Origin of the sequence: Moraxella sp. FZFQ2102, from assembly GCF_024137865.1 — a bacterium.
GTDB lineage: Bacteria > Pseudomonadota > Gammaproteobacteria > Pseudomonadales > Moraxellaceae > Moraxella.
This window is the reverse complement of the sequence record NZ_CP099960.1, coordinates 2210201-2229967: the sequence shown is the minus strand read 5'-3', so window position 1 is coordinate 2229967 and position 19767 is coordinate 2210201. Positions and strand designations below refer to the sequence as shown.

The following is a 19767-nucleotide window of genomic DNA, read 5'->3' as shown; positions in this document are numbered from 1 at the left end:
TTGCATCTTGTGTACCACGCATCGCAGATCATATTCACATCCCTACACATGAGCCATGTATTGTTAGTAAAGATAAACTTCATCAGATATTTCGCAAATATAAAGGAAGAATGACTCAGGATGAATACCATGAGCTACAGTCTGCTTTAGCCAGTTTATACCATGTCAATAGTGAGTTTGATGCCAATCACCCTGATGGGCAGTGGCAATTAATCGGCAAACTGTGCCAATGTCTGTGTTATTTTATCGCTCAAAATGATCGCATCCGCATCAAAAGCACCAGCCAGTTTCTACGGGTTCGCAGCAATCCAAGGTCAAATCATTATAGCGTATGGACGGCAAGTACTGATCTATTAAAAGCTGATTCGCTAAAGCTTATGCTGGATCGTATGCAGGATTTTGAGCAAAACGAAGCACACCGCTATGACTCATCAGAGCAAGCGATGTACCATGACTTGCTTCTCATTCTTCAGTCTTGCTACGAACAAAAACTTACCTCAGGGCGCAGCAAGAGTGCTAAAGAGCGCGGGAAAGATAAAAACGCTCGTAAAGCCGCCCAGTTTGAAGTCATTCCCCACGACTACGATGCTGATATTGATGCGATCGAGCTGTCTGAGATGTTAATCTGGCAGCGTGACAGTAGTCGAGAAAGCTTTGAGAAAATACCACTGGATGAAAGGCAAACCCGCACTGTCATTGGCATTAACAATAAACAGCTTAGTAGTGCAGAAAAATATGACATACGGTTGGTGATCAAACGCACTCAAGCCGCCCATAATCACGCCAATCTGAATGAGTTTATGTCCGATACCAGTTTGCGAACTATGCCGATTGAGCTGGCTTATAAAGTGTGCAATCAGCTGCTATGGTTTTTTAATGCCGGTGGGCGTTATCAAGACGCGGCTGCATGGCTACTGCTTGTCATTTGTACAGGTCGATTATTTGAAGAACTGATTGCAGATTTAACCTCTTGCGAGAAAACACATAGACTCATGGATCGCAAATCACCAAGGTTTGATGTCATAGTCACAATCAGTCCACAAGCATCTAATGCACTCACTCAAAAATTCGACATGCTACAAAACGGTAGCAATACGCTCTCATTACCCTTGCCAGATGCTATTCATCAGCATATCATCAGCCAATACAAACACATCAATAAAAATGAAATGCAAGCACAAATCATTGAATTGATTGGTGTGCTAAAAATCGAATGCAATTTACCCTTATTAACTGAAAATCGGCTAAAAAATCTGCTTTACAAAACTTTAATTTCTCAAACTGCTGATATACTGCTGGCATCTGTCATCACAGGACGTAATAACAAAAAGATGGCAAGCTCTTTTTATTGTAGTCTGCCGAAACAGAAGATATTAGACAACTACCTAAGTGCCATCAAACAAATTTCACCAGCATTGCATCAATTGCTATCCGTAGATATGCTTGATGCAGATGAACAAAGCCAAACAATCGGCAGTTATCATGTAGTCACACCACAGGCTGTAAGCAAGATCATGCAAGCACTTCGCGAAAACGCTATACAGCTCAAACAACGTTATGACAACGATCATAGTAATGATAGCTTTATTGCATATTTTAATGCCTATGCAGCTTGGCTGTGGCAATTATCCTTGCTATTGACCAGTGTGCGCCCTGTGATTGGCTCACCGGGCGCTTTATCTCAATACGATCTTGATTTGGGCTTATTGCGCGTCAGTGACAAACAACAGCGCAGCCATGGGAATGCCCGAATAGTGCCATTGTGTCCATTTTTAATCACGCAAATCAAGCAATATGTCGCGTTTTTACGCCATGTCAAACAAAGTATTGGGTTTCGCTCTTCAACGCTTGCTACCGCCATTGATCAAATTTTGTCGGGTGATCGAGCATTACTCAATACTGTCGATGAACATTTGCACCTAAGTGAAATCAGACCGTCAGCCATGCAAAATATTGGCATCAAGGATTGGTCAATGCCAGATAACTGGGCAAGGCATTTTGTGCGAAGTTATTTAGCCGAAAAGCTAGATGTGTCCGAAACACTCATACTGGCGATCTATGGTCATGAACTGGCGGGACAAGAATTGTTACGCACGACAAGCTCACTGGGACTGGGTTCAATAAAAGGTGTCGCAGATGCTTTTGAGGTAATGGCAAAACAACTTCAACTACAAGGGATGGTGGCGTATGGCAACTAAAACTCGCATCACAAATTTGCGATCAATTGTGCATGAAGCTTGCAGGATTCATCATGAGCGGCTTATCAGCCAATCTGACGGACACCCAACTGAGGATGCGTATAACACACTCTATCAATTCATTCAGCAGAATATCAAAACACATCATCCAAATAGCGACTCTATTTTGGTGGATCGGCACATAGCTCAGTATTTCAATCTCCTTAAAAAGTCGTCTAACTCACCCATACCTATAACGCAATCACAAATTGGGATTGGGCGAGGCAAAAATACAATTGAATCAAAGGACACTATGACATGGCTTAATGAGGCCTACCAAGTAATAGCTCAACTGCTATCCACTTGTCAAGAGAGCTTGAGTCAGATGAATTTGGCACAAGTATTTGCTGCATTATATGCAAATCTTTGGATTTATACTGGTGTACAAGATGAGCGGATTAGGCAGCAAATCTATCAGTATATCATTGAGAAAAAGCCGCTACTTAGGCTGGGCAATGCACTGATACTGACTGTAGACATCCCTAGTAAAAGCTATGGATATCATTCCATGTCCAGCTCGTCTATGCTGATCGATGTGGCAGATAATGCCGACGCTTTGTTATTTGTCACTTACCATATCATCATTGATGATGTCAGTTTGCTGTGGATCGCTTATATCAATCGCCATCCACAAAGCAAAATGCCGACATTTGAGCAAACCCAGCAGGCGTTCGATCGACTGATGCAGACCTGTCTGCAAGTCAAGAAACCACAGCCCCATCACTTTAATGCAATACAAAAGGGTTTGTATCTTGCCAGACAAACCTTTAATAATTCACAGCTGGATATGCAAATGTCTGCCATTGTCGGCAATCAGCAAAAGCACACGAGCATCAGTAGCGATCATTGGAAAAACTATCACTCACCAAGCTTTAAACTGTTGTCAGTGACACTATCCGATGAGCTGTTTAGTACCACTATGACCATCAAAAAAGGCAAGGCAGAGCCAACCGATAAACCAGCTGTATATAAATCCGATCTAGTGCGTGAAATAAGAAATACCCTAAATCAAACTAACGCCACAGCCATCGAATCGCTTAAGGTGCTTGCCAGTCAGACACAAATAAGTGCCCAGTTGGGTCTGATTTACTGGATAAGCGATCTACTTGACGGCGTAAAATCTGCAGGTATCAAACGTCATCAATCTACAAGTGCCAAACGCTATTTAAGCGAGGTTGGCGATTGGTTTTTACATGTTGTGCAAGATCAAGACATAACCACTTGGAATGACGATGATTTTATCAATTTGTATGAAAACATTATTTATCATTCCAATAAGAAGAAGATAGGTTACACAGCAACTGTACTCAGATCCTTACATCAATCTTTGCAAAGGCATTTTGTGAGCATTCCCGGTGTCGCAATTGCAAGTAAAAGCGATGGCATGGTGGTTGAGCCCGTCCTTGTCGCACCTATTATGTATCAGCATATCCGCAATCTGATACACTTATCGACACTCAGTGAGCATAATCAAAAAATATTGGACATCATCTTTATTCTTTTGTATCGCACAGGCATGCGGATCAATGAGCTCTTGGGACTTAAACTTAGGGATTTTGAGTATGATTACAAGCAAGAACAAACAGTCATCCTAAATATTTTGGTACGTCCCAATGGTTATCGTAGTATTAAATCTGATGATGGTCGTCGCAGGTTTTGTCTGCAAGCATTGCTCAAGCCATCCGAACTACAATTGGTGCATGAGTGGTATTTGTTACGCAAACAAAGAAATGAGACTTACTTTTTGACGCTAGAGCACAAATCGAGTGCGCTTGAATATCATGAAATCCAAAAGCCAATCTCGGTGATATTGGATACTTTGCCTTATAAGGTGACCCCGCATGGCTTTCGCCATAATGCCATCAGTGTGATGGCGATGATTTTGGGTGGTGCGGATGCGCTCTTACCATATTTTAGTGATTATAGCAGCGATGAGATATTGGCGATTAAGCGCAAGTTTTTGGGTGAATGTCATCAGATATCGACAACAGCATGGAGCGTCTTGGCAGAATTTGCCGGCCATTCATCGCCCGAAACGACATTTTCTAGCTACATTCATGTGGCTGATTTGATTGCGTATAGTCAAATGGCTCATGCAACAATAGAAATGCCTGCACCTTTAGTGGAGGCATTGACAGGACTTCGTCGCCAAAGTTTTAGCGACAATGGACGTCGTGCCTATGATAAAGTTAGCGGCATGGTGAATCTAAATGATATTCGCACATTGATAATCAGGCAATTGGGTGCCAATTGTTATCGCAGACCTGCTCGTGTTACACTACCTGCCATCAAAATCACGTCACACAAAGCACCAAGCAAAAATCAGATGCCTGATATTTTAAGGATTGATGTACATGCAGCTGTGATGAAGTTTTTGGAGAGTCTGCAAGATAATTACTCATTTGAGCACGCCAAACCCGAAGGCTTGGATTCGATCAAGGCTGAGAAGATTAAGAGTTATATTGACACGCATCGTAAACAATTAACATCCTATTTTGGGGATAAAGGCAAAAAGAATCCAAATCAATATCTACCGATCACGCCCAAAATCAAGCAGGAAATCACTTTACTACACAATTTACTTAAAAAATTGGGTGATTTATATCAGGCAGATCGCAAAGCATTTGATGATTTTGTGGTGATTTTACGCGGTGCAAGCTTTGTGAGCGGTCAGATGCGAATGCCTTTTAAGAATCGCTCGCAAGTTTATCGATTTGCACAAATCGCTGTCAAGCTACGCGACAAAAAGTATTGGCGGATAGAAGTTGCTGCTAGGTCTGATGTTAAAAAGCCTATCAATCTAAAGCAAGAATTGGTTCAATTAAAGCAAGAAACCACAATCATTGCCAAAAAATCAACTCGTGCAAATAGCTCTTATACGGGATTTTTGATATCAAATACCTATACCATCGATAACAAGAAGCATAATGGCGTTGCCATATTGCAACATGTATGCTTTTTATTGGTGGTGGGGATTGATGCTTTCACAGTTTAGATTGTTAGCCAAGCATAGCCAATGATGTGTCTGCGTGCAGATACATCATTGTCATCAAATAATCAGATCTTGTTTTGGTATTAATTGCAAAGTCACAACTTGACCCCATCCACCTTTTCATATATGATAACCGAAACCTTTTTCAAGATACCACCATGACCCAATCAAATGATACCAAACCCGAATCTCGTCCCAAATCCACTCATGGCGGTCGCCGTGCAGGTAGTGGGCGTAAGCCATCGCCATTTGGTAGTCCTGTGGCAAAGAAGATTCCCAGAAACTTATTGCCGATGGTGGAGTCTTTAATCCAAAAGAATAAAGCAGGCAAGCTTGGTGTTGTATTTACTACAGGGTCTGTCCCATTGGATGCACTAGTCGTACATCCTAATCCATCGAAGTTATCTTTGCCAATTGCCACAGAGAAAATCCCTGCAGGCTTTGCATCACCTGCTGAAGGGTATATCGAAGATTATCTCGATTTTAATGAGTATTTGGTACGCAATCCTTCGTCCACCATCATTGCTCGCTGTGGCGGTTATTCGATGCTGGATGCTGGGATTGATAAAGATGATTTATTGGTTATTGATCGTGCCATCACCCCAAGTCATCGAGATATTGTCATGGCGGATTTAGGTTCTCAATACACCATCAAGCGATTGCATATCTTAGATGATGGATGTGTCGAACTACATTCTGAAAACAGTCGTGGTGATGAGCGTTATCCCAATTACACCTTTAGTGATGGTGATGAACTTGCTATTGTTGGTGTAGTGATGCATGTGATTAAGGATGTGCGTAAGCGATAAGCTATCAATATCACTTAACTTGTTCATATTGAAAAGAGTTACCAATTTCAAATTGCTATTTATCAAACTTTACAGTATCATATCGGTAACTTTTTTCAAGATGATGATTTGATGTACGCACTGATTGATGGCAATAGCTTTTATTGCTCTTGTGAGCGGATTTTTAACCCTAAGCTTAAAAACAAAGCTGTAGTTGTTCTATCAAATAATGATGGCTGTGTGGTGGCTCGCACGGCTGAAGCCAAAGCACTTGGCATTAAAATGGGTGTGCCGTATTTTCAGATCAAAGAGCTGGTTCATCGCGGTAAAGTCATCGCCTTTTCAAGCAATTATGAACTCTACGGTGATATCTCTGCTCGGATGATGAATACCATTGCAAGCCTTGTGCCAGCCGTTGAGATTTATTCGATTGATGAATGCTTTGCGGATTTGACAGGGATTGATCAGCATCAACTATCTGATTTAGGCAAATCCATCAAAGACAGAGTCTGGCAATGGGTAGGTATCCCTACTTGTGTCGGTATTGCACCAACTAAAACACTGGCTAAATTCTGCAATCACCTTGCCAAAAGCTATCCACAGCACTTTGGCGGTGTCGTGGTTTGGGATGATTGGTCAAAAGACATTCAACACAGAGCCTTGGCAAGCCAAAGCGTGGATGAAATATGGGGTATTGGCAGCCAAACAGCGCTACAGCTTAAGCAATTGGGCATCACCACCGCCAAAGACTTTGTCGATGCTGACAGGCATCTTATCAAGCATCATTTTAGCGTCACCACCCAAAGAACATGGCAAGAAATGAACGGCAAACCTTGTGCAGGACTTGAGATTGAAGAGCCAAACAAACACATCATTAGAAGCAGAAGTTTTGCTAAGGCAATTAGTGAGATTGAGCCATTGCAATCAGCCATCGCTTATCATATCGCTAGTGGTGCCCAAAAACTCAGAGAACAAGACACTCTAGCTCATACACTGACAGTTATTATCCGAACCAATCCATTTGGCAATCATCAACAGTACTATGGTAAAAAGACCATCACTCTGACTAAAGGCAGTAACGATACTCGAGTATTGAACCAACATGCCCAAAAACTGCTTAAAATCCTATACAAACAAGGCTATCATTACAAAAAGTGTGGCATTGAGCTTGGCGGGATTGAATCCATCCATCGTGTGCAGTATGATTTATTTGCACAACAAGCTGAATTTGAGCATTTGGAAAATCAAAACCTGATGCAAACACTGGATGCCATCAATAAGCAATTTGGCAAAGGCAAACTCACGCTCGGCACACAAAAGCTGTCTGATGACTGGCAGATGAATCGGGGCTTTATGAGTCAAAGGTTTACAACACGGTGGGATGAGTTGCTGCTGTTGCCAGATGTAAGATGACACACAGTATGAGTAGAAAGGGCAACTGCTGGGATAATGCACCAACAGAGCGTTTCTTTCGAAGTTTTAAAACCGAATGGATGCCAAAACATGGCTATGAGAATATCCAAGAAGCAAAAGTAGACGTGGCAAATTATATCCTTGGCTATGACAGTCAACTCAGACCCCATAGCTTTAATAACTACCTAAGTCCTGTCGAAAAAGAACGACGGTTTTTTAACAAAACCAGAAATAAAAATACAGGGTTTAATAATAGTAGCAAATACCTGTAAAATATCAATCAGGTACAATACAGCCACCTGATTTTAGATAATCATCAGAATAAAATGCAAAATATTCACAATAGACCATCTTATTAATATTTGGATTAAATGGATAAAATTTAACATCAAAAATAATAAAATCCCCATTAGATAAAATTACAAAAAATAAAGAAACAAAGAATATCAGTTTAAATTTCTTTAGTAGCACTCCTTTTAATTTTTTGTTAATCATTAATAAAAAATAAACGATAGGAACTACAACCATAAGATTTAATAGAAATCCAAGATAATAAAAATCAAAAAAATTAGATATTGATTTAGAACACCAGCTCCAAATAAAGGTATATACAGAGCGAGTATAAAGTACGCTAACCCAATAAAAACTAGTGATAATCCAAGTAGAAAACACGATAGCGTGTAATAAAATCTTAGGGGCTGTACTAGATTAGCAACAATGCTATACTAGTTTTATGAAGATAACCCGTTGTAAATTAAGTAAAAAAGTTCAAGTTAAACTGCTTGAATTTTTTGTGCTTGAAGTCACCGCAAGATCAGCTGCTGATTTGTTAGAGATACATCATAATTCAGCTGCTTTGTTTTATCATAAAATTCGCTTGGTGATTGAATATCGCTTAAACCTTGAAGCTTGTGAATTATTTGACGGTGAAGTAGAATTGGATGAAAGCTATTTCGGTGGCATTCGTAAAGGCAAGCGTGGACGGGGTGCTGCTGGCAAAGTTGCCGTATTTGGTCTTTTAAAACGCAATGGTAAGGTTTATACTGCCTGTGTTAAAGATACCAAAGCTAAGACATTAATGCCTATTATTGCCAGTAAAATCAAACCTGATAGCGTGGTTTATACAGATAGCTATCGAAGTTATAATGCTTTAGATGTGAGTGATTTTAAACACTTTAGAATTAATCATTCCAAAGAATTTGCAAACAATCATAATCATATTAACGGCATTGAAAACTTTTGGTCGCAATCCAAACGCATTCTAAGAAAATATAACGGTATTGACAAAAAGCATTTTCATTTATTTATCAAAGAATGCGAGTTTAGATTTAACTATGGCACACCATCCAATCAATTAAGATTGTTAAGAAAATGGTGTGGGGTTTAGGGATTTATCTAGTACAGCCCCAAAAATAATATTTATCACTTGTTTGAGTTGGAGCTTGAGGATCTTAATCAGTCTGATAATTATGGATCACTATCATATAGATACAATGGAGGTTTTGCTAGTCGATACTCATTTATTAGAATTATAGATGCAAAATTGGAGTTTATTGCCTATAATTTTGACTTAATTAAGTCTAATCACACAATTACCAGCCAAGAACGACAAGAAATTCTACCCCTAATCAATGTTGTTGTAGACAACCCGCAAAAGTCGGCACAAATTCTATCAAAACTAGAAATAATTTATCAAGATAAATTAGCAAGAAAAGAGTTGCTAACATCGGGTATTATTGTAGCCAATGTGGAATATCAAGGAAGATTATTTGAGTTAAAGGGTGCTTATCATGTAGACAGAGAAAATCTTCAGTGTAGCGTTGATGGTGTAGAGGTATTATCTATTACATAATCAGCGCGGCTATCAACCGAATGACAATCGGAAATTTTAAGAAAGATAGTAGTATTTCTTATTAACCAACCACTACATAAGAAGACAATCCATGAAACCGATTAAATATCTCACCATAGTCATGGCAACCATCATGCTAATGTCATGCACTCAAGCTAAGCCAGCTACTGCAATATCAGAACAAAACCATGAAGAGTCTGATACTTCGCTTATGCTCAAGATGATCATGAATTTGCACAAACATCGTTGGCTTTTGATGCTTTAACCGCTTTATTTCATCGGCATGGCATGAAATGCACTAAAGATCCAAATATTAAAATCGCCACCCCAGAAGAAGCGAATGAATGGTACAAATCTTTATACTGGGGAGAGAATGATCGCAAAGAGTAATATACATAACTCAACCCGCCATCCCACTTAGCAAAGAGTAGATTTAAAGAGTTTTCAATCATTTTTTTGCACTTGGATTGTATATTCAAGCTAATAAGCAGGCTCTATAATATACTGCCACATATCAGGGTCTTGGTAGGATTCGTTGATGGAGAAGCCTGCGTTTTTGGCTTTGGCTTCGTCGTCTTGGCGAGATTCTATTCCCCAGTTACGCCATTCCTCATACACCTGTCTTAGCTGTTCGACTGTTTCTTCATCAACAATGTTTCTATAAAACTCATATTTGGCAGTCTTAAAATGAAAATCCACCATATACTGCTCCAAATCAGGTTGATTGGGAATGGGGTTGGGTTTGGTGTCGGTTTTTTGAATATTTATCCAAACCGTAACATCACGAAGATAAAGATTTAAGTTGAATACAAAACCATAGCCATCTTTTTCTTGCTTGGCAATCACATATTGCCACTCCTCAAAGGTTAAGGGGGTTAAGCTATCCGATGAAAATCTTGTATTAAACACATACCTATCATCAGGTACATCATCAGGGTTATCATAAGTTAAGATTTTAACATTATCCTCTTTGGCAATTCTAGCATCCCAAGGTCTAAAATACTGTTGCCATCCTGCCTGTTTAAAGGCGGTAATAAGAGCCACATAGTCTTGGTAGGCTTGTTCAGCAGTAGTAAATTCTGCTTGGCTAAGTCCTGCTTGTATACCCATACCACCAACACCATCAGTACGCTCCCCATGTCGTGCAACAAAGATGGAAAAAACATGGGGAATTGTTGTTGTCTTGCCAAAATGCTCAAGCTTGACAATGCCTAAATTTGGTGGTTGCCAATGATATCTATCAAAGCTTAGAGAACCTGCCGTTTCACTATAGCCCAAATAACGATGATTGTCTTTCACACCTTGATGACCAAAGTGTAGAGTTACTTCTTGAGGGAGTGGCTTAGGCGGGCTATCAGCATGACAAGCTTGTAAGCCCATCACGCCAATGATAAATACCATCAAAGCAAATAATAATCTTATCATCATATTCTCATCAATAAGCAGGCTCTATAATATACTGCCATATATCAGGGTGTACCGGTGCACCCATAACCAATAACAACTTCCAAGATGCGACCCAACCAGGCACATCAAAAAAGCCTCCGCTTGAATCGCCACCAAATGCCACGATGGTTGCTATATGCTTTATCACTGCATACTTGTGTACTCCAACCTTGTGAATCACGCACATACTCTGCTTGATTGATTTGTAATTTGCCATTATTTTCTACTAGGCAAAAGTAAGAGCTAGCACTGTATTTACTGCTAGATACAACATAAATATCATTTAGTCTATAATTAAAGTCTGAAAACATAAAACAGCTTTCAGGACTTTTTAACATGGGTAGGTCGCCAGTAAAAGAGATTCTTTGCCCTTCTTTTTCATCATCTACAGACGGTTCGCTATTCTCAAGAAGCAGATGATAATTGTCTGCTTTTTGATTATTATCTTTTTCGTCATACAAATAAAAGCAAGGTTGATTGTTTTTTAGTGCAATCAACACTCCACCATCATTAGGTTCTCCTTTTTTACAAGCAGTAAGAGCAGTCAATACCATCAAAATAGTTAACAAATTTTTCATTCAAGAAATTCCTATTTAATAATATCAAAACATTCTATCCATTTGATGTTTTTGGGTAATAACAAAGGTTCATTTGGATTTTTTTGTACTTGAAGTTACTGCTCATTCGGCAGCTGATTTGCTACAAATACACCTAAATTCAGCAGCTTTATTCTATCATAAAATCAGACTTGTGATAGAATACCATCTTAATCTTAACTTAAGGCTGAAGAATTGTTTGATGGCGAAATAGAACTTGATGAAAGCTATTTTGGCGGCATTCACAAAGCCAAGCGTGTTTTAAGAAAGTACAATGGCATTGACAAGAAACACCTTCATCTTTTTATCAAAGAATGTGAGTTTCGTTTTAACTATGGTACACCATCTAATCAATTAAGATTGTTAAGAAAATGGTGTGGGGTTTAGGGGGTTTATCTAGTACAGCCCTTATGATATATACAAACTGTAGTGGTACACTAATCCCGCAGTCCTCAATAAGTGGTACAATATCATAAAAATGAGGATAAACCATGAGACGACCAAGACGAAGCTTTAGTGCAGAGTTTAAATTAGAAGCAGTAAAATTAGTCACAGACAAAGGCTACAGCATATCCCAGGCTTGTCAGGAATTGGATGTTGGTGAAACATCATTTAGACGCTGGTTAAGCCAAGTCAAAGCAGAACATCAAGGCTATGTACTTGCAGGCTCAAAACCAATCAGTCCTGATCAACAACGTATTCGTGAGCTAGAAGATAGAATCAGAGTGCTAGAAGAGGACAAGCTGATTCTAAAAAAGGCTACAGCGATTTTAATATCTCTCGAGAGCAAAAATACCAAGCAATTAAGACATTAAAATCGCACGGCATCAAGCGTTTATGTAAGTTATTTGGCGTCAGTGAAAGTGCTTACTATACCCAGTTACGACAGGCTAATAAACCAGCTAAGCATGTTGGTATCGCCACTCACATAAAAGCCATTTTTGACGAAAGCAGAGGCTCAGCAGGTAAACGCAGTATCAAAGCACGATTGCAAGCAAAAGGTATCACAGTTGGCTTGTATTTAGTGCGTAAGCTTATGAAGCAGCAAGGCTTATTTAGCAAACAACCGCAAAAATGGCGTTATCAAGACAAAGACAATGGCCAAATATTTGACAATATTCTGGAGCGACAGTTTAGTCCTAAGCCTCATATAACGGTGCTTTGTGGTGATACAACCTATCTGAAGGTTAACGGCGTGTGGCATTATTTGGCAGTGGTTATTAATTTATCCAATCGTCAAGTAGTGGGCTGGAAGCTTGGTAATCGTCATGATGCAAATTTAGTGATTGATGCATTAAACCATGCCATGCTAAACATCAAACACACACCAAACATGATCTTTCACTCCGATCAAGGCAGTATTTATGGCAGTGACAAGTTTACAGCTTGTGTAAACAGACACAAGCTAGTCCAAAGCATGAGTCGCCGAGGCAATTGTTGGGATAATGCCCCAATGGAGCGATGGTTTCGTAGTTTTAAACATGAGTGGATGCCAAAAGGCGGTTATCGTGATGTTGAAAGTGCAATGAATGATGTCAAAGACTATGTGATGTATTATAATCACATTCGTCCACATCAATACAATCAAGGTCTGGCACCAGTTCCAGCAAAATCAACTTATCAGGGACTGTTGAATTAGTTGACCACTACAAACATATGTTTTCATTTTTTGAGCCGAGTGATGGTTATAAGAAAACATATGTAATCAATGTAAAACAGTGCAATTAGTTTTACTATATTTTGTCAATTAGGAATAGATATGAATAAGAAAATATTTTTCCTAGCAGGTTTAATATTGTTATTAACAAGTTGTAGCAAAGCGACTTTTTATCCAGATGCCTTACCTGATGCTTGCCTTAATCAATTCTATAAGGCAGAGATTAAGGTTGGTGGTGGCGATGTTGTGTCAAGTGATTGGACAAAATACGGTCAAGTGTCTGATGAGAACTTCAAAGTAAATTCAAGAATGTATTTTAGTGGGTATAGGGATATTACAGGTGCTTTGGTACCCGATTACGATGGCAATGAACTTACCGTGTCAGGTACACCTACCAGTTTAGAGTCGATTGATGTAAAGATTAATGTTGCTTTCTATAAACATATGTTTTCATTTTTTTGAGCCGAGTAATGGTTATGAAAAAACATATACAATTTATGTCAAACAGTGTAATTAATATTGACAAATAATTAATGTAATTCAATTTAAATTATTGTATCATAGAATTAATAGATGACAATTTATTAGTATTTCTAGAAAAATTTATCATACTGATATTATTTGAAGATTTTTAGTTAGGGTAAAGACAATCACTCTATTAAAACCAATGTGAATTTTTCTAACTTTCGCAAACATATTTTCCAAATATATGTGTTTGGGTAGATGCTCATAATAAAAAAGCAGGAGCTTAACAATGAAACGATTTTTTCTGTGGTCCATGGGCTTTATGTTTGGGCTTTTTGTTTTATTTATAGTGAGCTATCTTGTACTGTATTATGCCTCAACTAGACCTGAGCTTACCACCCAAGAATTACCCAAAGCACGCCTCAATCAGCCTTACCATGCAAAAATTCAGATAGAAGGCATAGTTGCTGATGAAGATACTACAGTTTTTTCTTCAAGCACTGATATTATGGTAAAGCCCAAAGTATATGAAACCAATAAAGACATATATAATAAACCTGTTTATAGAACAGATTACTCGGACTTAACTATTGCAGGTACGCCTACCAAGATAGAACTCATCACCATTCAAGTACAGGGGAGATTTTACGATGCAATGTTTTCAGGCAAAGAATTTAAAAGAACATATACTATTGAAGTGTTGGAATAGGTGGTAAAATATAATATTCACCTAATTAACCATAAATAAAAACTCTCATGCCAAAACTTTTTTTGATAACATCAAAGCTATGCTTGTTTTTATCAGTATTTCCCTTGCTTTTTATTGAATACAATAAAATTTGTTTTGGATATGATAAATATTCAATAATGTATTTATATCAAATTAATGGCACAGGGGGTGATGATGGTGTCGCATTTAAATTATTGGCGATATTTACTTTTTTCTTTGCATTATTTTTGTCCTTAGTAAGAAATAAAATTGGCTATGCTTTTTTGTTTTCTGTTTATTTTATATGTCAGTATTTCATATTTTTATTTATAGAAAGCTCAACTGTTTGGAATATGATATGGTCATCTATTATTTATTGCAATAATAATCATTTACTTATTTGGGTAATATTGCAGATACTATTTATTATCAATAGTTTGGCATTCCTGTATTTTAATAAATCAAAAATTTAACATAAAGAGTGTTGCAACAAGGACTATTAACACCCTATGTGCCGGTACAGTTCCTGACCAAGGCTTATCCTCTTTGTGTGGTCCTGCTGTATTTTTTTATTTTTTACTATTGGTGGATAAAAATACCTACAAAAGTCTTGTTTGGAGTCTGTGTGTAGTGGTACACTAATCCCGCAGTCCTCAATAAGTGGTACAATATCATAAAAATGAGGATAAACCATGAGACGACCAAGACGAAGCTTTAGTGCAGAGTTTAAATTAGAAGCAGTAAAATTAGTCACAGACAAAGGCTACAGCATATCCCAGGCTTGTCAGGAATTGGATGTTGGTGAAACATCATTTAGACGCTGGTTAAGCCAAGTCAAAGCAGAACATCAAGGCTATGTACTTGCAGGCTCAAAACCAATCAGTCCTGATCAACAACGTATTCGTGAGCTAGAAGATAGAATCAGAGTGCTAGAAGAGGACAAGCTGATTCTAAAAAAGGCTACAGCGATTTTAATATCTCTCGAGAGCAAAAATACCAAGCAATTAAGACATTAAAATCGCACGGCATCAAGCGTTTATGTAAGTTATTTGGCGTCAGTGAAAGTGCTTACTATACCCAGTTACGACAGGCTAATAAACCAGCTAAGCATGTTGGTATCGCCACTCACATAAAAGCCATTTTTGACGAAAGCAGAGGCTCAGCAGGTAAACGCAGTATCAAAGCACGATTGCAAGCAAAAGGTATCACAGTTGGCTTGTATTTAGTGCGTAAGCTTATGAAGCAGCAAGGCTTATTTAGCAAACAACCGCAAAAATGGCGTTATCAAGACAAAGACAATGGCCAAATATTTGACAATATTCTGGAGCGACAGTTTAGTCCTAAGCCTCATATAACGGTGCTTTGTGGTGATACAACCTATCTGAAGGTTAACGGCGTGTGGCATTATTTGGCAGTGGTTATTAATTTATCCAATCGTCAAGTAGTGGGCTGGAAGCTTGGTAATCGTCATGATGCAAATTTAGTGATTGATGCATTAAACCATGCCATGCTAAACATCAAACACACACCAAACATGATCTTTCACTCCGATCAAGGCAGTATTTATGGCAGTGACAAGTTTACAGCTTGTGTAAACAGACACAAGCTAGTCCAAAGCATGAGTCGCCGAGGCAATTGTTGGGATAATGCCCCAATGGAGCGATGGTTTCGTAGTTTTAAACATGAGTGGATGCCAAAAGGCGGTTATCGTGATGTTGAAAGTGCAATGAATGATGTCAAAGACTATGTGATGTATTATAATCACATTCGTCCACATCAATACAATCAAGGTCTGGCACCAGTTCCAGCAAAATCAACTTATCAGGGACTGTTGAATTAGTTGACCACTACAGTGGTATTATGGTGTAGCAAATATTAAATCAATACAACTTAAGCCATCTAAGAAAACCAGATATCCTACTGGGTATTTTAAAACCAATGGTATAGCTAAAATATCGGGATTTCCTCATGAATTAATGGGTTGGTTGGAAAAGGACAATTGGTCTATCCAGTCAAATTTGCCACTTAATAAATTTATGCTCTACCATAAAACCGCTTTTATTGTAAAAAAAGGTGTGACATGAAAAAGACAGCATTATGGCAAAATATGGCATTATGGGAGAAAGTGGCATTGTGGTTTTTGGCAACCATAGTATTTTTGATTGTTTTTTTTAATTATTATGTTTAAAATCTCATCACATTTTGCTAATCGTCCACATTTTGCAACCCAAGAATTACCCAAAGCACATCTCAATCAACCTTATTATGCGAAAATTGAGATAGAAGCCGCTATTATAGAGGAAACGGTTGACATACAAGTTTCAAATGAAGATATTATGGTGGAGCCGAAAGTGTATGAAAGCTACAAAGACATATATAATAAACCTGTTTATAGAACAGATTACTCAAACTTAACTATTACAGGCACTCCGTCTGAACTAAAACCAATTACCATCAAATTAACAGGGAGTACTTATGGCAGTATGTTTGTTGGCAAAGAATTTGAAAAAACATATACCATTGAAGTGTTGGAATAGGTGGATAAAATATATGGAATCCCAGCTTAATGAAAGATACAAACTTTGAAACTAATGTTAGGGCTAGAAATTTGGATACAGTGATTCAGATTTATGAAGAAAAAAGTTAAGAGAGCCATTAATTCTTAGATTTGGTATGATTAAAATGATAGAAAAATTAATAAAGATCGCGGCTATTTTTATGGCAATTTGCTCCATAATAGCGATTGGCTTTATGTTTTTGATGAACCATATCCTCTCCAAAGACAAAGATCTCGTCAAAAATGGCACATTAAAAAGTGCCATCATTGAGCAAAATAATCTAATTTTTGCTCTTCAGGAGGGTTATACAAGTGGTCTTGAGATTAACCATAACAACCAAATAGTTTATTCGCAAAGCCTAGGTAGAAAAGTCTCAAAACTTACCATAGAAAATTATCCCTCCATAATCCAAAATAAGCAAATCTACAATTTTATGTTGTATCAATATGAGCTTGGAGGTCATGGATTTTCTGGATTTGATTTTTGTATTAATAACAAAACAGTTTTTTATGGGAAAGATATAAAAAACTGTTTAAAAAAATGATTGGTAACGCTCGACTGGCAACAAAATATAGCGACAAGTTGAGCGTCTATAAACTAAAATTATCAGCTACTTTGATTGATATTGACGATGCCAAATTAGCTTTATTGTTTGATATTATCGCAACGCCATCATTCGTCGGTTTGACAATCTTTAGATGGGAGATTTGAACATCAAGCGAATCGAAAATATTTACTATATGACGAAGTGGAGCTTGATGAAAGGGCGGATTTTTGACGATATGCACATGGCTTTTCTATAATACTGTGGTGGGTGATCATACGATTGCATGGAATGAATTACATCTCATTATGCTTGGTATGGTGATGTATGGCTGTACGTTGGGTTGTATTCCAGCGGTATTGGTTGCAATCAAATTGAATAAACAAAAGCAATATTCAGATGTTGCAGGGGTTGTGTTATTTAAACATGGGTGCGTATCATCAATGATTTGTACATTATGTTTTTATGTTGGTGTCATTTTAATACATTTGATTGATACGGCTACGTTATTATTAGATTTGGAAGTTTTAGCTTGGATTGTTTTAAGTGCTAGCTTTTTAGGTGTCATAGGTGGTATGAGTAGTTGGCTTACAGGGCGATTAGTGTTACCTAATCGCTAAGTACATGACAAAAACCACCTAAAGAAGTCCATATTAATGATTTCTTTAGGTTTAAAACAGAAATGAGATAACGAGTGAGTTTATCAAGCCCATATCGAAACACACTTTCAGCTTGACGGCCATGCTTGCAAAATCCACACCTTCCTGACCACCTATTCCAGTCTAAATGGGCATCAATTCCGATTTAAAATGACTAGTGATTTCAGTGAACCCTGTCCATCTTGGTTGAGTCTCTATGATTATTATGGTGTTAATTCCTTTCACATAGATTCGCCCGCTAATGTAATCAAGCATGCTTGATGAATGGTGCGATCAAGCATAGCATCAGCAATGGTTATCTCAGGAAATAAATAACCTATGTTAAGCTGCAACAGAATACTGGCTAGCAATCAGCAAACTGCCAATATTGGATTGTGTGCCAATACCCAATAAATGCAAAATCTTTTACATTTGACAATCAAAGGTTGTTTTTATTGGATGATTAAATAGGGTGGAATATGCAACAATCTTTTCCATTTGGCTATTTTAACCCAAATGGAATTTTTGGTTATTATCCAGGACAACTCCTTTATTTATGGTAAAATACACCAAAGGGTAGTGTAGTGGTACACTAATCCCGCAGTCCTCAATAAGTGGTACAATATCATAAAAATGAGGATAAACCATGAGACGACCAAGACGAAGCTTTAGTGCAGAGTTTAAATTAGAAGCAGTAAAATTAGTCACAGACAAAGGCTACAGCATATCCCAGGCTTGTCAGGAATTGGATGTTGGTGAAACATCATTTAGACGCTGGTTAAGCCAAGTCAAAGCAGAACATCAAGGCTATGTACTTGCAGGCTCAAAACCAATCAGTCCTGATCAACAACGTATTCGTGAGCTAGAAGATAGAATCAGAGTGCTAGAAGAGGACAAGCTGATTCTAAAAAAGGCTACAGCGATTTTAATATCTCTCGAGAGCAAAAATACCAAGCAATTAAGACATTAAAATCGCACGGCATCAAGCGTTTATGTAAGTTATTTGGCGTCAGTGAAAGTGCTTACTATACCCAGTTACGACAGGCTAATAAACCAGCTAAGCATGTTGGTATCGCCACTCACATAAAAGCCATTTTTGACGAAAGCAGAGGCTCAGCAGGTAAACGCAGTATCAAAGCACGATTGCAAGCAAAAGGTATCACAGTTGGCTTGTATTTAGTGCGTAAGCTTATGAAGCAGCAAGGCTTATTTAGCAAACAACCGCAAAAATGGCGTTATCAAGACAAAGACAATGGCCAAATATTTGACAATATTCTGGAGCGACAGTTTAGTCCTAAGCCTCATATAACGGTGCTTTGTGGTGATACAACCTATCTGAAGGTTAACGGCGTGTGGCATTATTTGGCAGTGGTTATTAATTTATCCAATCGTCAAGTAGTGGGCTGGAAGCTTGGTAATCGTCATGATGCAAATTTAGTGATTGATGCATTAAACCATGCCATGCTAAACATCAAACACACACCAAACATGATCTTTCACTCCGATCAAGGCAGTATTTATGGCAGTGACAAGTTTACAGCTTGTGTAAACAGACACAAGCTAGTCCAAAGCATGAGTCGCCGAGGCAATTGTTGGGATAATGCCCCAATGGAGCGATGGTTTCGTAGTTTTAAACATGAGTGGATGCCAAAAGGCGGTTATCGTGATGTTGAAAGTGCAATGAATGATGTCAAAGACTATGTGATGTATTATAATCACATTCGTCCACATCAATACAATCAAGGTCTGGCACCAGTTCCAGCAAAATCAACTTATCAGGGACTGTTGAATTAGTTGACCACTACATAGGCAATCACTGCCTAGACTGCAAATACTTGTTAATTGCTACCTATGCGATAACATCATGGAGTC

At 38.2% G+C, this 19767-nt stretch carries 20 protein-coding genes and 1 pseudogene; 19 read left to right on the top strand and 2 right to left on the bottom strand.

Annotated features, from left to right (window positions below):
- The first annotated feature begins 110 nt into the window (after window positions 1-110).
- From NGM44_RS10365 to NGM44_RS10335, 7 genes are all read left to right on the top strand, one after another.
- On the top strand, window positions 111-2198 hold the full coding sequence (locus NGM44_RS10365; protein ID WP_253223570.1) for a hypothetical protein: 2088 nt from the start codon (window positions 111-113) through the stop codon (window positions 2196-2198).
- Window positions 2199-2745: 547 nt separating this feature from the next.
- Window positions 2746-5232 carry a site-specific integrase gene (locus tag NGM44_RS10360; protein WP_253223569.1) on the top strand — a complete coding sequence of 829 codons (2487 nt, stop codon included), beginning with the start codon at window positions 2746-2748 and terminating at the stop codon, window positions 5230-5232.
- 155 nt (window positions 5233-5387) lie between these two features.
- Window positions 5388-6038: a LexA family transcriptional regulator gene (locus NGM44_RS10355; protein WP_253223568.1), complete on the top strand. Its 651-nt coding sequence runs from the start codon at window positions 5388-5390 to the stop codon at window positions 6036-6038.
- A 111-nt stretch (window positions 6039-6149) separates the two neighbouring features.
- On the top strand, window positions 6150-7430 hold the full coding sequence (locus tag NGM44_RS10350) for a Y-family DNA polymerase (RefSeq protein WP_253223567.1): 1281 nt from the start codon (window positions 6150-6152) through the stop codon (window positions 7428-7430).
- Window positions 7427-7702 (top strand): integrase core domain-containing protein, encoded by a 276-nt coding sequence (locus tag NGM44_RS10345; protein ID WP_253223566.1) that lies wholly within the window; start codon window positions 7427-7429, stop codon window positions 7700-7702. Before NGM44_RS10350 ends, NGM44_RS10345 begins: the two co-directional genes overlap by 4 nt.
- Window positions 7703-8163: 461 nt before the next feature.
- On the top strand, window positions 8164-8817 hold the full coding sequence (locus NGM44_RS10340; protein ID WP_253222824.1) for an IS1595-like element ISEc69 family transposase: 654 nt from the start codon (window positions 8164-8166) through the stop codon (window positions 8815-8817).
- A gap of 156 nt (window positions 8818-8973) precedes the next feature.
- Complete coding sequence (locus tag NGM44_RS10335; protein WP_253223565.1) at window positions 8974-9282, top strand: hypothetical protein; 309 nt, start codon at window positions 8974-8976, stop codon at window positions 9280-9282.
- A gap of 480 nt (window positions 9283-9762) precedes the next feature.
- On the opposite strand, the gene NGM44_RS10330 is transcribed toward NGM44_RS10335, so the two are convergent.
- Both NGM44_RS10330 and NGM44_RS10325 read right to left on the bottom strand, forming a co-directional pair.
- Window positions 9763-10710, bottom strand: a complete 948-nt coding sequence (locus NGM44_RS10330) for a hypothetical protein (protein ID WP_253223564.1) — start codon at window positions 10708-10710, stop codon at window positions 9763-9765.
- A 104-nt stretch (window positions 10711-10814) separates the two neighbouring features.
- Complete coding sequence (locus NGM44_RS10325) at window positions 10815-11306, bottom strand: NF045616 family extracytoplasmic (lipo)protein (protein ID WP_253223563.1); 492 nt, start codon at window positions 11304-11306, stop codon at window positions 10815-10817.
- Window positions 11307-11364: 58 nt separating this feature from the next.
- Here NGM44_RS10325 and NGM44_RS10320 point away from each other — a divergent pair.
- The 12 genes and pseudogenes from NGM44_RS10320 to NGM44_RS10265 all read left to right on the top strand — a co-directional run bounded on the left by NGM44_RS10320 (window position 11365) and on the right by NGM44_RS10265 (window position 19689).
- Window positions 11365-11711, top strand: a pseudogene (locus NGM44_RS10320) (hypothetical protein).
- A 104-nt stretch (window positions 11712-11815) separates the two neighbouring features.
- Entirely contained in the window at window positions 11816-12139 is a 324-nt protein-coding gene (locus tag NGM44_RS10315) for a transposase (protein ID WP_253222813.1), read from the top strand.
- Window positions 12100-12963: an IS3 family transposase gene (locus tag NGM44_RS10310; protein ID WP_371923540.1), complete on the top strand. Its 864-nt coding sequence runs from the start codon at window positions 12100-12102 to the stop codon at window positions 12961-12963. Before NGM44_RS10315 ends, NGM44_RS10310 begins: the two co-directional genes overlap by 40 nt.
- A gap of 120 nt (window positions 12964-13083) precedes the next feature.
- Window positions 13084-13443, top strand: a complete 360-nt coding sequence (locus NGM44_RS10305) for a lipoprotein (RefSeq protein WP_253223562.1) — start codon at window positions 13084-13086, stop codon at window positions 13441-13443.
- A 292-nt stretch (window positions 13444-13735) separates the two neighbouring features.
- Window positions 13736-14155, top strand: a complete 420-nt coding sequence (locus tag NGM44_RS10300; RefSeq protein ID WP_253223561.1) for a hypothetical protein — start codon at window positions 13736-13738, stop codon at window positions 14153-14155.
- Window positions 14156-14847: 692 nt separating this feature from the next.
- A complete protein-coding gene (locus NGM44_RS10295; RefSeq protein WP_253222813.1) occupies window positions 14848-15171 on the top strand; it encodes a transposase in 324 nt (107 codons plus the stop codon).
- Window positions 15132-15995, top strand: coding sequence for an IS3 family transposase (locus NGM44_RS10290; RefSeq protein ID WP_371923540.1), 864 nt, complete (start codon window positions 15132-15134; stop codon window positions 15993-15995). Before NGM44_RS10295 ends, NGM44_RS10290 begins: the two co-directional genes overlap by 40 nt.
- 340 nt (window positions 15996-16335) lie before the next feature.
- Entirely contained in the window at window positions 16336-16692 is a 357-nt protein-coding gene (locus NGM44_RS10285) for a hypothetical protein (RefSeq protein WP_253223560.1), read from the top strand.
- Between the two features lie 145 nt (window positions 16693-16837).
- Window positions 16838-17257: a hypothetical protein gene (locus tag NGM44_RS10280; RefSeq protein WP_253223559.1), complete on the top strand. Its 420-nt coding sequence runs from the start codon at window positions 16838-16840 to the stop codon at window positions 17255-17257.
- A 230-nt stretch (window positions 17258-17487) separates the two neighbouring features.
- The gene (locus NGM44_RS10275) at window positions 17488-17877 is read left to right on the top strand and encodes a hypothetical protein (RefSeq protein ID WP_253223558.1); all 390 of its coding nucleotides are present in this window, start codon (window positions 17488-17490) and stop codon (window positions 17875-17877) included.
- A 664-nt stretch (window positions 17878-18541) separates the two neighbouring features.
- Entirely contained in the window at window positions 18542-18865 is a 324-nt protein-coding gene (locus tag NGM44_RS10270) for a transposase (protein ID WP_253222813.1), read from the top strand.
- The gene (locus NGM44_RS10265; protein ID WP_371923540.1) at window positions 18826-19689 is read left to right on the top strand and encodes an IS3 family transposase; all 864 of its coding nucleotides are present in this window, start codon (window positions 18826-18828) and stop codon (window positions 19687-19689) included. Before NGM44_RS10270 ends, NGM44_RS10265 begins: the two co-directional genes overlap by 40 nt.
- Window positions 19690-19767 lie beyond the last annotated feature (78 nt).